Below are 13256 nucleotides of genomic sequence, written 5' to 3'. Positions count from 1 at the left end.
CCTTTCACGTGTTACATGTAAACGCCGCCGTTAACGTTTATCTGCTGGCCGGTGATGTAATCCCCCTCTGCGGCCAGAAAAACCACGGCGCGGGCAATTTCCTCCGGTTTGCCAAAGCGACCCATGGGAACCCGGGCAATGATCTGTTCGCGGATGTTCTCCGGAACCTGAGCCAGCATTTCGGTTTCTGTGAAGCCCGGGGCAATGGCGTTGACCGTAATGTTGTACTTTGCCATTTCCAGTGCCAGGGTCTTGGTAAACGCGATAATGCCGCCCTTACTGGCCGCATAGTTGGCTTGCCCGAAGTTGCCGGCCTGCCCGACGAAAGACGTGATGTTGATGATGCGGCCGTACTTCTGGTCCATCATGATCTTCAACACTTCCGAGCAGGTGGCGTAGACGCTGCCCAGGTTGGTGTCGAGCACGTCGTTCCAATCGTCGTCGGTAAGTTTTTTCATGGACTTGTCTTTGGTGATGCCCGCGTTGTTCACCAAAATGTCTATGCGGCCCCACTGGTCCTGAACCTGACGAACCAGGCTCCGCGCTTCCGGCATTTTGGACAGGTCTGCTTTGAAAGAGAGTGCCCGGACGCCGGTTGCCTCGATTTCCTTGGCAACCTCTTCGCCTTCAGGCTGACGGGAGCGGTAGTTGATGGCGACGTCGGCGCCGCGTTGGGCAAGTTGCAGTGCGATGTGACGACCGATACCGCGTGAGGCACCGGTTACGAGGGCGACCTTGCCCTTTAGATCCTGCATGAAATCCTCCCTGGAGCGGTGGGCCGCTCTGATTGTTATTCCTTATTATTGATCACCTCATTCAAGCTAGCAGAGCACCTGAATCGCGACAAGAAAATGTGACGCCTGTCACGCATTGCGAATGAATGTCTTTAGTCGCGGCGCAATGGATCCGCGCCATTGGCTGCCGTTGAAGACACCGTAGTGGCCAACCCTCTCTTGCAGGTGGTGCAGCCGTCTGGCGTCCGGAATATTCACGCATAGGTCGTGAGCAGCGCGGGTCTGCCCGGGGCTGGAAATGTCGTCCTTCTCGCCTTCAATCGTCATCAGTGCTGTTTTTTCGATAGCCGCCGGATTCACTTTTCGGCCCCGGTGCATGAAGCAGCCCCGGGCAAGGTGAAACTCTTGGAAGACACGCTGGATAGTGTCCAGGTAATAGGTGGCCGGAAGATCCATGACCGCGAGGTATTCGTCATAGAATTCACGATGACGTCTGATCTTTTCGACTTCCTTGTCACGCATGGACTTGAACAGGCCCCGGTAGGCATCAACGTGGCGGTCGAAGTTCATGTTCACGAACCCGGTCAGTTGCAGAAAGCCGGGATAAACTTTCCGCATGGCTCCTGGATAGGGCGCGGGTACCGGGTGAACCAGGTTGCGCCGGAACCAGGCGAGATTGTGTTTGGTGGCCAGTTCGCAGGGTGCGGTGGGATCAATGCGTCCGTCGATGGGGCCGCTCATGAGAGCCAGCGAACGCGGTGTCGCCGGGTTTTTATCTTCGGCCATGAGGGCGGTGGCTGCGAGCACCGGCACTACGGGCTGGCAAACCGCCAATACATGGGTGTCTGGCCCAAGCTGTTCAATAAAATCTATAACGTAGTCGATATAGTCGTCCAGCCCAAAGTCGCCCGCGGAGAGAGGCACCCTGCAGGCATCACGCCAGTCGGTGATGTAGACGTCGTGGTCTGGCAGCATTTCCTTCACAGTGCCACGCAGCAGTGAGGCAAAGTGCCCGGACAAGGGCGCAACGATCAGGAGTTTCGGGTCATCGGGGCGGGATACGCTGCGCTGGAAATGCTTGAGTTGGGCAAAGGGTTTGCGTTTGACGATGACTTCAGTGATGTCGACCTCCTCCCCATCGCACACTGTTGTGTGCAGATTGAAGGCCGGTTTCGGGTAGCGTCGAGTCAGATCGCCGAACACACCGTAGGCCGAAGCAATACTGCGAGCGCCCGGCAAGCGGGACAGGGGGCTGAGAGGATGCCTGAGCAATTTGCTCTGTGTGTCTGTCATCATGCGCAAGGGCATCAGCGCAGCGCGGCTCATTTCATGGGCAAAATACATCATGATACTGTCCTGCTTGAGTTATGGAGTCCGGAAGTCAACGCAAAACTTAACAGCCATCGATTTCCGCGCTCGATCTTTGATACCCGATGCTGATAAAGATCCGGGCGAAACAGATACAATCTTCCAAAAAGGTTGAAAATGTTCTTGTCGCAGATGAATTCGCCACCGGCTTTGGGTTTGGCCAGAACCCAATTGAGTTTGTAGAGCCGGCCCTCGGAAATCATGTCCACGTGCGGCCCTACCTTGTGGCCTTCTGGATATCGGACCAGGTATATATTCAGGCGTCTGGAATTAAAGAGAATCCGGGTTCTTACTTTTGCAGGCATGGTAGTGGCATACGCTCTTGCAGAGTCACTAGCAGCAGTTTGCGCGCTATGCTGCGCGTTGGTCAATTATGGCCGGGAACTTGCTCATACAAAGATGAGGATTTGAACTGATGACCAGAGCATCAGGTGGTCGCAAGCTTTTGCGATGGTTTTTGCTGCTATGCGCTGGCGCTATCGTGCTGATCCTGTTGGTGGTTCTGATGTTCCGGTTTGTAAATCCACCCACGTCGGCCTTCATGCTGGGCTATCAGATTCAAAGCACGGGCAAATCCCTCGCTCAGGAATGGGTGCCCATGCGCGAGATCTCACCCTGGATGCCCCTGGCAGTGGTTGCCAGCGAGGATCAGCGATTCCCGCATCATGTGGGCGTGGATTTTGAAGCCATTCGCCAGGCTTTGTCCGAATACAGGGCGGGCGAGGGGCTTCGAGGGGCGAGCACCATCACCCAGCAAACGGCCAAGAACCTCTTTCTCTGGAACGGGCGTAGTTTCATTCGCAAGGCCATCGAGGCGGGTTTGGCGCTTGTTATAGACGGCCTGTGGTCAAAACAGCGGGTACTGGAAGTCTATTTGAACATTGCCGAGTTTGGTCCCGGTATTTATGGCGTTGAAGCTGCCAGCCAGGCTTACTTTGGCAAGCCCGCCCGTCACCTTACCGAGTACCAGGCCGCTCTGCTCGCGGCCGTGCTCCCGAATCCAAAGGTTTTGAGTGTCAATTCGCCATCCTCGTATGTGTTGGAGCGAGTGTCCTGGATTCAGGGCCAGATTGCGCAGCTTGGTGCTGGATATCTGCATGATCTCTAGTCTGGCTGGTAGGCAGATTTATTGGCGTGACCATTGGCTTTGACTCGTTGATACTGGGGGGAACTCAATACCACTTTTCTTCTCAAGGATTGCAACAATGGCTCTTTTCCCAGACGACAATGGCGAAAACGACCTGTTTATGTCTCGAACCGACCCGGAAAACCCGCTAGGCACCCATGCCCCCTATAGTTTTGAGCTGGAAGGCAAAGTCTGGCCAACCGTGGAACACTATTTCCAGGGCATGAAGTTTACCGACGATAACCGCCAGGAAAAGGTGCGCAACGCCGATACGCCTGGAAAGGCCGGAAAGCTTGGGCGCAAGCGCCACAAGAGCCTGCGGCGGGACTGGAAGCAGGTGCGCGAAACCGTTATGACACGGGGGATCTACGTGCGCTGCCGAACCCATCCCGAGCTGGCGGAGGCTCTGCTGGATACCGGCGAGACGAAAATCGTTGAAAACAGCAATTTCGATTATTTCTGGGGCTGTGGCCGGGATCGGCGGGGCGAAAATCGTTATGGGAAAGTGTTGATGAATGTGCGGGCCAGGTTGCGGGAGGAGCGGGCAGCGCAGGATTGAGCTTCAACCTGCGCGCCACCTGCCACACCAGTAGTGCAGGTCAATCGCTCTGCTTCAGGCCCATTTCCCAGAAATCGATCTCAAGCCGGGTGGCGTCGCTGAAAATCCGGGTTAGTTCCTTGAAGCGGGCAGGGGAGGCTTCGGCCAGTCGCTCGTTGAGCCAGCTGATCTCTGCCTGCGTAGCGTCCTGGAACTCTTCGCTTTCGTACATGGCGATCCAGGCATCGTAGGGGTTGTTCTCACCCCGAATCGTTTCTGCCCGGCTGTTCAGCCAGTTGGCGATTTCACCGTAGCCCACCATGCACGGCGACAGGGCCACGTGCAGGTCCAGCAGGTCGCCCCGGTTGCCGGTGTCCAGAACGTAGCGGGTGTAGGCCAGCGTGGCTCGGGCTTCCGGCAGGTCGGCCAGCTCTTGTTCGGAAATGCCCCATTCCTTGCAGTAGCTGACGTGCAGATCCAGTTCCACATCCACGATGGCCTGCAAACCCTCCTTTGCCTGGCGAAGGTCCGACAGTGTCGGGCTTTTATAGGCTGCAAGAGCAAAGGCACGGGCAAACTGGATCAGGAACAGGTAGTCCTGCTTCAGGTAATGCTGGAACGCTTCTGGCGCTAATGTCGCATTACCGAGTTGCTGCACAAAGCCGTGCTCGATGTAGGCCTGCCATTCGTTCTGGCAGCTCTTTTTCAGGTCTTCGAACTGATAAGGCATGCTTGCTCCTGGAAACAGTGTCGGCTCAGTAACAGGAATTGGGTGACGAGTCCGGGTTGATTTCGCCGGAGACTTCTTCCGGATCAATGCCGTGACTGATCAGTACTTCCCGCACAAAATTTACCTGAGCCAGAATTCTGTCAGCATCATCTCCGTATTCAAACCGGTTGATCTCGACCGGCTGGGGCATGAAGGTAAAGGCGGTTTTCAGGGCGGTGAGCGTGTCTTCGTCGGCCATTGGCATACTCCTCGTGCGATTTGAGTTTCACAGGAGGAGTATACGCAAGTCTTCAGGTTCAGGCCCGCCGACGGCTGGAGGCCACTAGTGAACCCAGAACCACGAGTATCGCAGCCAGCGGAAGCCGCCAGTCTGGCGCGGCAATCCCGGCCAGTACCAGGAAAAGAGCGGCCAGCACGGGCACCGCATAGGCGAGGCTGCCCACCAGGGCTGTAGGCCCCTTCCGAAGGGCCAGATCCCAGGCCACCATGGCCAGTCCGTATGGCCCCAGGCCCAGGGCGACGCCAGCGGCCAGCGCGGTTCCTGAAGGCAGCGCATGGGCAGAGCCGGATACGGTGTCTGCGGCTGCTGCTCCGGCGCCTGCCAGAAGGAACAGGCCGGGCATTACCGGAGCGATCGCAACAGGTGTTGCCTGGCAGATCCACGAGTACAGGGCCCAGCAGCCCCCGGCCAGAAGAGCCAATCCGTAACCAGTCAGATTGCCTGAGAAACCATTACTCAGGGCCTCCGGGCCCAGCAGCAAAGCCGCCCCGGAAAAGGCAATCAGTGCCCCCGCAACAACCGGGAGGGCGATCCGCCGATGGAAAGCCCACTGGCTGATCAGGATAAACATAACCGGCCAGGTATAGGTGATCAGAGACGCCTCTGCGGTGGGCGCCATGCCCAGGCCGGCCAGATACGCGCCGACCGCCCCCAGTACCAGCAAAGGCACAAGACCGAAAATCACCAGTTTCCATTGCCAGGACACTTTCACAGATCTGCGCGCTTCGCGCCCCCGGAAACTCATGGGCAGCACCGCGAGGGCGCCACTGATCAGGGCGATGGTTGTAAGTTGAAACGGAGGGATGGAGCGCGCTGCATCCACCAGCAGAGGTGCGACGGCCCACAGCACCACGGCAACCAGAGCCGCGATGATGCTCAGGATGTTTGGCAGACCGATGGTCGCGTTAAGAATCCTCATGGGCAGTCCTCCTTTAGCCGGTGTGTTGCGATCTGACAGTGGGAGGATATACTCGGATTAAAGATCACAAAAACAACGGTTTTTGATACAAAGCATCACAGGAGTTGATGGATTGCGTCCCAGGATTCTTGATCTGAACGTGCTGCAAACGCTGGTGGCCATTGCCGACACCGGAACGGTTACCGCCGCTGCAGACCGGCTTGCTTATACCCAGTCAACCGTGAGCATGCAGCTGCATCGCCTGGAGTCTCTGCTGGAGGTGCCCCTCCACGAGCGGGAAGGGCGGCGGATACGGTTTACCGCGGAGGGCGAGCAGCTGATCGGTTATGCCCGGAAGATGCTGGCCCTGAACAATGAGGCATTGGATTCGCTTCGGCAGAGGCAGGTTTCAGGGCAGCTGAGCCTGGGTATCCCGGAAGACTATGCGTTTTTGCTGACCTCCGTTCTTTCCCATTTCAGCCAGTTGTTTCCGGCGGTTCAGCTGCAGGTTATCTGCGGATCAAGCGTCAGGCTGCTTCAGCAGGTGCAGGCCGGTGAGCTGGATCTGGCGGTTGTAACACGCCAGACCCGTTCTCCCGGGGGCGAGGTGATTCGCCGGGAGCCACTGGTGTGGGCCGTGGGCGCCGAGAAACAGCCATCCCTCACAGATCCCATTCCTCTTGCGCTCTACTCGCCGGGTGCTGATGTGTTCAGGGAGGTGGCGGAGCAGGCGCTGTTTTCTGCGGGTCGGCAATGGCGCCTGGCCTACTCAAGTCAGTCGATGACGGGGCTGATGCCAGTGGTAGTGGCCGGATTGGCGGTGGTGCCGGTAACCCGCGATATGCTCACGCCCCAGTTGCGTGTTCTGGACGAACGAAGCGGTATGCCGGCCCTGCAGTCCATCGAGATGGCCCTGCACCGGCCCTCGGGCCGCCCGACTGAACCTGCACGGCAGATGGCGGAGCTGATCCGGGAGCATCTGGCGGGAGATGGCTGATCTGTCTCCGTGTTAGGCTGACGATATCGTGTCTAAACGCAATGAACGGGATATGCCATGAAAACGATCAACATCGACATTGTTTCCGACATCGCCTGCCCCTGGTGTGCCATTGGCTATGCCCGCCTGGAGCAGGCCATGAAACAGTTGGCGTCTGAGTACGAATTTGGCCTTCAATGGCATGCCTTTGAACTGAACCCGGATCATACGGGTGATGGTGAGCCCATCCTGCCGGCTCTGGCCCGCAAGTACGGCCGGAGCGAGGATGAGATGCGCGCTACCCAAAACCAGATGATGACGATTGCGAAGGATCTGGGCCTCAATTTTGAGAAAATGCAGGAGCGTTTCACCTGCAACACGTTCGATGCCCATCGACTGGTCAAGTGGGCTGCTGAGCAGGGCAAGCAGACGGAGATGAAGCAGGCGCTGTTCGAGGCCTATTTCGGAAAGGCAGAGGATGTGTCAGACCGGAATGTGTTGCTGGGCTGCGTCGAGGGCCTTGGGCTGGATCGCGACAGGGCCAAGCAAATTCTGGATTCTGATGAGTTCGCCAATGTGGTCCGGGAGGACGAAGCCACCTATCAGCAGGCCGGTGTTTCGGCGGTGCCGGCGTTCATCGTGAACGGGAAATACCTGATCTCCGGCGCCCAGGAACCAGACACCCTGGTACAGGCGTTCGAGGAAATCGGCGCAAAGCCTGAGTGAGCGCCTGAACTGGAGAAGAAATGCCGAAATCTTCCGAAGCCCGGCAGCGAGCCATTCTGGAGCGGCTGGATAAATTCAGCCGGTTCACCGACAGCAACATTGCGATTCCGTTTACCAATATAAAGATAGGTGCGGAGGCAGTGATTGGCTTGTTGCCCGTGGTGGGGGACGCCGTGGGCCTGGTGCTGGCCGGCTACGTATTGGTGGAAGCGCATCGGGCGGGCGCCAGCAAGGCCGTCAAGCTTCGCATGCTGCGCAACATGGGCATTGATTTCCTGGGTGGCCTGCTTCCGGTGGTCGGTGATGCCTTTGACGCGGTATACAAAGCCAACACCCGCAACACCCGCTTGCTCAGAAACTACCTGGAAAAAGAGTTGGCGATTGAACCGCCTCCTCCGCCTTTCCCCTGGATGACCGTAATCTGGTTGTCCGTGCTGTTCGCTGTCGTTACGGGCGGTCTGACATTGATTCTCTAGGCCTGCTGCCGTCCCTCTGACGTTTTTAGTCGACTCAGTGTCGTATTGGTTCCTTCCGAAAAGATCAAAGAGGGCCACATTAGGGCTATCGACAACCCGGGAAGGGGGAGATAGCAATGGCTGTTAAATTCGAGCAAGCACTTCTGGATTATCCACAACAACGGGCCGGTGCGGCACGCCAGCCCGACAGCGTCGACCAGTCTGATCGACGCGTTCCCATCAACCTGCGCCAATCTGGCCCCACGCCGGTGGAGATGCTGATTTCCACACGGGTCCGCAAGTCACCTTACTGGCATCTGGCCTATGAGGCGGGCTGCTGGCGCGCGACGGTCTACAATCGCATGTACCACCCCCGGGGTTATGTTCGCCCGGAAGACGGCGGTGCCATGCTGGAGTACGAGTCGCTGATCCACGACGTCACCATGTGGAACGTGGCGGTTGAGCGTCAGATCCAGGTCAAAGGCCCGGATGCCGAGCGGTTCGTGAATTACGTGATCACCCGGGATGCGACCAAGATCAAGCCCATGCGTGGCAAGTACGTCATCCTCTGCAACGAGGAGGGTGGCATCATCAATGATCCTGTTCTGCTGCGGGTCGCCGAGGACGAGTTCTGGTTCTCGCTCTCCGACAGTGATCTTGAGCTCTGGATGCGGGGCGTAAACGTTGGCATGGGATTCAATGTCACCATTGCGGAAATCGATGTGGCGCCCGTGCAGATTCAGGGGCCCAAGTCTGAAGCCCTGATGGCGGACCTGTTTGGCGACGCCGTCCGGGACATTCCTTACTACGGCTTGATGGAAGGCCAGGTGGCCGGCCACGACGTGATCGTGTCCCAGACCGGCTTTACCGGAGAGAAGGGGTACGAGATTTACCTCAAGGATGCGACCAAATACGCCGAGGACCTCTGGTACACCGTGCTTGCCGCGGGCGAGCCCCACAACTTGCGGGTCATAGCGCCCGCCCACCATCGCCGGATTGCCGCGGGTATTCTGTCCTGGGGGCAGGATGTGGACCAGGAAACCCTGCCGTTCCAGTGCAACCTGGCGTACCAGGTGCCGCGCAACAAGGAGGCCGATTACATCGGCAAGCAAAAGCTTGAGCAGGTCCGTGAGCAATTGGACGCCGGTCGCCCGCCTTTCAGCCACATCATGGTGGGCATCCGTTTTGGCGGCGGCAAGGTGACTGACTACTCCAACGATTTCTGGCTGATCAGCGGCCCGGACGGCGGCGAAGCGGAGGGCTATGTTACCTCCCCCTGGTACTCCCCGGAGCTTGAGACCAACATCGCGCTGGCATATGTGCCGTTTGACCTTCGGGCTGTCGGCACGCGGCTGACTGTGCATCTTCCTGTGGAATATGCCGCCGCGGATGGCTCAACCGCTGTGGAGGCGGAAGTGGTGGAAGTGCCCTTCCGGCCTTCGGTGAATCCCAACGCCCGGGAAAGAGCCCGGGCCAAGGGGATCGACTTCGCCGATTAACCTAACGGGAAGAACCGGCGATAGCAGCTGTCGGGTAAACACCGTTGGCAATGGGGTGCGCGGTTTATGACACTGGTTAGCGAAAGACAGGCGTTCAATCGGCCCGATGAGGAGGCAGCAGCACGGTTTCGTGATCTGGTGCGCTCGGCATCCATTGAAGCCACACCCCGCCAGATCCTGACGACAGAACATTTGCCGGATCTTCTGCCGGCGGGCACCTGCGTTTACGTGCCCTTCCTGCCAAAGGGGCAGTTCAGTGACACGCTGGAAGCTTCCCGTCGTCTGCTGGATCTGGGTATGCAGCCAGTGCCGCATGTGCCCGCCCGAATGGCCCAGAGCCGGGGGCAGTTGCGGGACTGGTTTGCCCAATTAGATGAAAGCGGGGTAGACCGTCTGCTGCTGATCGCGGGCGACAGCGATGCCGTGGCCGGCCCGTTTCCCGACACTTTGGCCGTGCTCGAATCGGGATTGTTGGCGCAGTTCCGGTTCCACGGTATCGGTGTTGCGGCTCATCCGGACGGCCATCCTATGGCGGATCGGGCAACCCTGGCTCAGGCATTGAGCGTCAAGCGTGAATACGCCCGTACGACCGCTACCAGGCTCTGGGTGGTCACCCAGTTCACCTTCGACGCTGAGGTGGTGATCGACTGGCTGCAAGGGCTGGGCAATATTCTGGAAGAAGTGCCTGTCTATATCGGCATGGCGGGCCCAACCCGGGTTAAAACGCTTATCGCTTATGCAGCTATGTGTGGGGTAGGCGCATCCGCACGTATGCTGCTTCGTCGCCCTGGCAGTGCCCGGATGCTGGGTGCCTGGAAACCCGACGATATGGTCCGGGCGCTGGTGCAGTACTGCCTGGAAAATCCGGAGACTTTGCTGCGGGGCATTCATCTGTTTCCGTTCGGAGGCCTGCGCCAGTCAGCGCAATGGATTCGGGATCACAGTGGGTCCTTTGAGGACAAGAGGGAGGCAGTGCCATGAGTCTTCAATACAATAAACTGACACCCGACACGCCAGCGCCGGCGGAGTTTCTGCCGCCGGGTACTCCGGATATCGAGATTGCCCGTTCGGTCCAGCCCCAATCGATACTTCTGCTGGCGCAGCAGCGGTTTGGCTTGCCGGCAGAGAGCCTGGTGCCCTTTGGCCACTACAAGGCAAAGCTGGACATGGCGTATGTGGATACGTCCGACTCGGCACCTAGAGGCAAACTGGTGCTCGTCACCGCCATTACACCGACGCCGGCGGGCGAGGGAAAGACCACAACCAGTGTCGGGCTGAACGATGGCCTGAACCGGCTGGGTGTCCGCTCCTCCGTGTGTCTGCGGGAGCCGTCCCTGGGGCCCTGCTTTGGCATGAAGGGTGGGGCTGCCGGCGGAGGCCGGGCCCAGGTGATTCCAATGGAAGACATCAACCTGCATTTCAATGGTGACTTCCATGCCATTTCAACCGCCCACAATCTCCTGGCCTCACTGATCGACAACCACATGCACTGGGGTAACGAAGCTGGCCTGGATCCGCGCTATGTCAGCTGGCGCAGGGTGCTGGACCTGACCGATCGCTCCCTGCGCAATGTGGTATCCGGGCTGGGTGGCGCCGCCCATGGCGTGCCCCGGGAGACAGGCTTTGATATCACCGTTTCGTCCGAGATCATGGCAATTCTGTGCCTGGCGGACGGGCGTGCGGATCTGAAGCAGCGGTTGGGCAATATCATCGTTGGCCGGAGGTCTGACATGTCGCCGGTGACCGTCCGTGACCTGGGCGTAGAAGGTTCACTGACCGTGCTGCTGAAGGACGCATTACACCCGAACCTGGTACAGAGTCTGGAGCATAATCCGGTGTTTATCCATGGTGGCCCCTTTGCCAATATTGCCCATGGCTGCAATTCCGTCACCGCAACCCGCGCTGCGCTGGCCCTGAATGACGTGGTGGTTACCGAGGCCGGCTTCGGCGCCGACCTGGGTGCGGAGAAGTTCATTGATATCAAGTGCCGGCACACGGGATTGCGCCCGGATGCCGCCGTAGTGGTCTGCACCATTCGAGCCCTCAAAATGCAGGGCGGTATTCCCCGCAGCCAGCTGGGGATTCCCGACCTGGCGGCGCTGCGAAAAGGAGCGGCCAACCTTGAGCGGCATATCCGCAATCTGCAGCAGTTTGGCCTGACCCCGGTGGTGTGCATCAACCGTTTCCCGGATGACACCGAGGAGGAGATGGCGCTGGTCCAGTCCATCAGCGAGGAGCTGGGCGTGCGGGCAGTGCCCGCGGATCACTGGGCAACCGGTGGTGAGGGCGCCACTGAGCTGGCTCAGGCGGTGCTGGACCAGATGGATGAGGGCAACAAGCCAGAGGTGAAATTCCTCTATGAAGACAGCCTGCCCCTGGCGGACAAGATTCGCACCATTGCCACCCGGATCTACCATGCCGGAAGCGTGGAGTTCACAACGGTCGCCAAACGACAGCTGGAGGAATACGAAGGCCTGGGCTTTGGTCACCTGCCGGTGTGCATTGCCAAGACCCAGTACAGCTTCTCGGTGGATTCGTCGGTGAAGGGTGCGCCGTCCGGGCATATGTTGCCGGTGAGGGAAGTGCGACTGGCGGCCGGAGCCGGCTTCGTGGTGGCGGTCTGTGGCGATATTATGACCATGCCAGGGCTGCCACGGCGCCCTGCCGCCCTGGACATCGCGCTGGATGAAAATGGCCTTGTGGTGGGATTAACCTGAGACCGTTTGCCCGGGGGCATCCTCAAAGGTTCCGTAAGTGGGCTCGGTTCGGGCCCGCTTCAGGGCTTGCAGGGATGAAGAAGGCAAACTGGCCATGGTTTCGGTCAGGAGGCCGTCGGCCCTGGCCGGAGTAAAGACTTCCATTCGTTCATACTTGGGCGCGCGCCCCATGGTCTTGCGATAACAGCGGCTGAAGTGGGTGGCGGAAACGAAACCGCACATGGAGGCAATTTCCACGATGGAACAGGAAGTCTGCTTGAGCAGACGGCGCGCCCGGTTCAGCCGCACTCTCAGGTAATAGCGCGACGGCGTGCACCCCATGTGCTTCAGGAACAGCCGCTCCAGTTGCCGGCGTGAAATGCCTGCCAGGGTGGCCAGTTCCTGCAGTTCGATCGGCTCTTCGATATTGGATTCCATCAGCTGGGCAGCCTCCGCCAGCTTGGGTTGCACCCGGGCCAGGCCCGGATGCATGGGCATGGGCTGTTGCTCACTCTCCTCCCGGACCCGGTCGCAGACAAACATATGGGATATGGCATTGCTGAGTTCCTGACCATGCCGCCGTGCCAGGAAGCTGAGCATCATGTGCATTGGCACGGTGCCTCCGGTGCAGGTCATGCGTTCACGCTCGACCGTAAACAGGCGGTTGTTGGTCTGAACCCGGGGAAAGTCTTCCTGCATGGCTTCCAGGCATTCCCAGTGGGCACTGCAGGCGTAGCCGTCGAGCAGGCCGGCACTGGCCAGCACATAGGGGCCGGTGCAGACAGCGCCAAGCAGGACATGCTGCCGGGCCATCTGTTTCAGCCATTGGACCTCCCGGCGTGAGAAACTGCGGGTGACGTCAATTCCGGCAACCACGATGACCAGATCGAAGCTGTGCTCTTCCTGAATTGAGGCATCCGGCACCATGGTGATGCCGTCACTGGCGAGGGCGTAATCGCCCTCGGCAGTAAGCAATTTCCAGGAATAGAGTTCGGTGCCCGCCAACTGGTTGGCCATTCTGAGAGGTTCCACCGCAGTGGCAAGGGCAATCAGGGTGAAGTTGTCGATCAGAAGGAAGCCGACCCGATAGGGCTGCTGGACGGGCTTGTCTGTTTGCGAACCGGTATCAGTGGTCATAAACAACCCCCTTTGCCCTGTCTGGGCCAGTCGCAACGGCCAGCACCGGGATTGCCTGTACTGACCACCACCACTACCTGAACACTAGCTGTT

At 58.9% G+C, this 13256-nt stretch carries 15 protein-coding genes; 8 read left to right on the top strand and 7 right to left on the bottom strand.

Going from position 1 to position 13256, the window contains the following annotated elements:
* Window positions 1–11: 11 nt before the first annotated feature.
* The 3 genes from fabG to ACO06L_RS08530 form a co-directional block, all read right to left on the bottom strand.
* Window positions 12–755 (bottom strand): 3-oxoacyl-[acyl-carrier-protein] reductase, encoded by a 744-nt coding sequence (fabG, locus tag ACO06L_RS08540; RefSeq protein ID WP_202348299.1) that lies wholly within the window; start codon window positions 753–755, stop codon window positions 12–14.
* Between the two features lie 108 nt (window positions 756–863).
* A complete protein-coding gene (locus tag ACO06L_RS08535; RefSeq protein WP_202348300.1) occupies window positions 864–2081 on the bottom strand; it encodes a polyhydroxyalkanoate depolymerase in 1218 nt (405 codons plus the stop codon).
* Entirely contained in the window at window positions 2078–2407 is a 330-nt protein-coding gene (locus tag ACO06L_RS08530; RefSeq protein ID WP_064227786.1) for a 2OG-Fe(II) oxygenase, read from the bottom strand. Before ACO06L_RS08530 ends, ACO06L_RS08535 begins: the two co-directional genes overlap by 4 nt.
* Before the next feature lie 110 nt (window positions 2408–2517).
* On the opposite strand from ACO06L_RS08530, the gene mtgA reads away from it, so the two are divergent.
* On the top strand, window positions 2518–3210 hold the full coding sequence (mtgA, locus tag ACO06L_RS08525) for a monofunctional biosynthetic peptidoglycan transglycosylase (protein WP_202348301.1): 693 nt from the start codon (window positions 2518–2520) through the stop codon (window positions 3208–3210).
* Between the two features lie 97 nt (window positions 3211–3307).
* Window positions 3308–3787, top strand: coding sequence for an NADAR family protein (locus ACO06L_RS08520; protein WP_202348302.1), 480 nt, complete (start codon window positions 3308–3310; stop codon window positions 3785–3787).
* Window positions 3788–3827: 40 nt separating this feature from the next.
* Here the strand turns inward: ACO06L_RS08520 and tenA are convergent, their stop codons facing one another.
* Genes tenA through ACO06L_RS08505 form a run of 3 tightly spaced genes read right to left on the bottom strand, consistent with a single transcriptional unit; the run spans window position 3828 to window position 5695 of the window.
* Window positions 3828–4496, bottom strand: a complete 669-nt coding sequence (gene tenA / locus ACO06L_RS08515) for a thiaminase II (protein ID WP_202348303.1) — start codon at window positions 4494–4496, stop codon at window positions 3828–3830.
* Between the two features lie 25 nt (window positions 4497–4521).
* Window positions 4522–4734, bottom strand: a complete 213-nt coding sequence (locus tag ACO06L_RS08510; RefSeq protein ID WP_053112840.1) for a hypothetical protein — start codon at window positions 4732–4734, stop codon at window positions 4522–4524.
* A gap of 58 nt (window positions 4735–4792) precedes the next feature.
* A complete protein-coding gene (locus ACO06L_RS08505) occupies window positions 4793–5695 on the bottom strand; it encodes a DMT family transporter (RefSeq protein ID WP_053112839.1) in 903 nt (300 codons plus the stop codon).
* Between the two features lie 112 nt (window positions 5696–5807).
* On the opposite strand from ACO06L_RS08505, the gene ACO06L_RS08500 reads away from it, so the two are divergent.
* From ACO06L_RS08500 to ACO06L_RS08475, 6 genes are all read left to right on the top strand, one after another.
* Complete coding sequence (locus ACO06L_RS08500; protein ID WP_202348304.1) at window positions 5808–6671, top strand: LysR substrate-binding domain-containing protein; 864 nt, start codon at window positions 5808–5810, stop codon at window positions 6669–6671.
* Between the two features lie 57 nt (window positions 6672–6728).
* Window positions 6729–7376: a DsbA family oxidoreductase gene (locus ACO06L_RS08495; RefSeq protein ID WP_202348305.1), complete on the top strand. Its 648-nt coding sequence runs from the start codon at window positions 6729–6731 to the stop codon at window positions 7374–7376.
* 20 nt (window positions 7377–7396) lie between these two features.
* A complete protein-coding gene (locus tag ACO06L_RS08490; protein WP_202348306.1) occupies window positions 7397–7852 on the top strand; it encodes a DUF4112 domain-containing protein in 456 nt (151 codons plus the stop codon).
* Window positions 7853–7968: 116 nt separating this feature from the next.
* Entirely contained in the window at window positions 7969–9330 is a 1362-nt protein-coding gene (locus ACO06L_RS08485; RefSeq protein ID WP_053112835.1) for a glycine cleavage T C-terminal barrel domain-containing protein, read from the top strand.
* Window positions 9331–9396: 66 nt separating this feature from the next.
* Window positions 9397–10311, top strand: a complete 915-nt coding sequence (locus tag ACO06L_RS08480) for a methylenetetrahydrofolate reductase (RefSeq protein ID WP_202348307.1) — start codon at window positions 9397–9399, stop codon at window positions 10309–10311.
* The gene (locus ACO06L_RS08475) at window positions 10308–12047 is read left to right on the top strand and encodes a formate--tetrahydrofolate ligase (protein ID WP_202348308.1); all 1740 of its coding nucleotides are present in this window, start codon (window positions 10308–10310) and stop codon (window positions 12045–12047) included. The genes ACO06L_RS08480 and ACO06L_RS08475 overlap by 4 nt, the downstream gene beginning before the upstream one ends.
* On the opposite strand, the gene ACO06L_RS08470 is transcribed toward ACO06L_RS08475, so the two are convergent.
* Window positions 12039–13163: a GlxA family transcriptional regulator gene (locus ACO06L_RS08470; protein ID WP_202348309.1), complete on the bottom strand. Its 1125-nt coding sequence runs from the start codon at window positions 13161–13163 to the stop codon at window positions 12039–12041. The two genes, ACO06L_RS08475 and ACO06L_RS08470, sit on opposite strands and share 9 nt — an antisense overlap.
* Window positions 13164–13256: the final 93 nt, after the last annotated feature.

The sequence above is a fragment of the Marinobacter sp. genome, from assembly GCF_965229985.1.
Classification (GTDB): domain Bacteria; phylum Pseudomonadota; class Gammaproteobacteria; order Pseudomonadales; family Oleiphilaceae; genus Marinobacter.
This window is presented reverse-complemented; position numbering and strand designations above follow the sequence as displayed.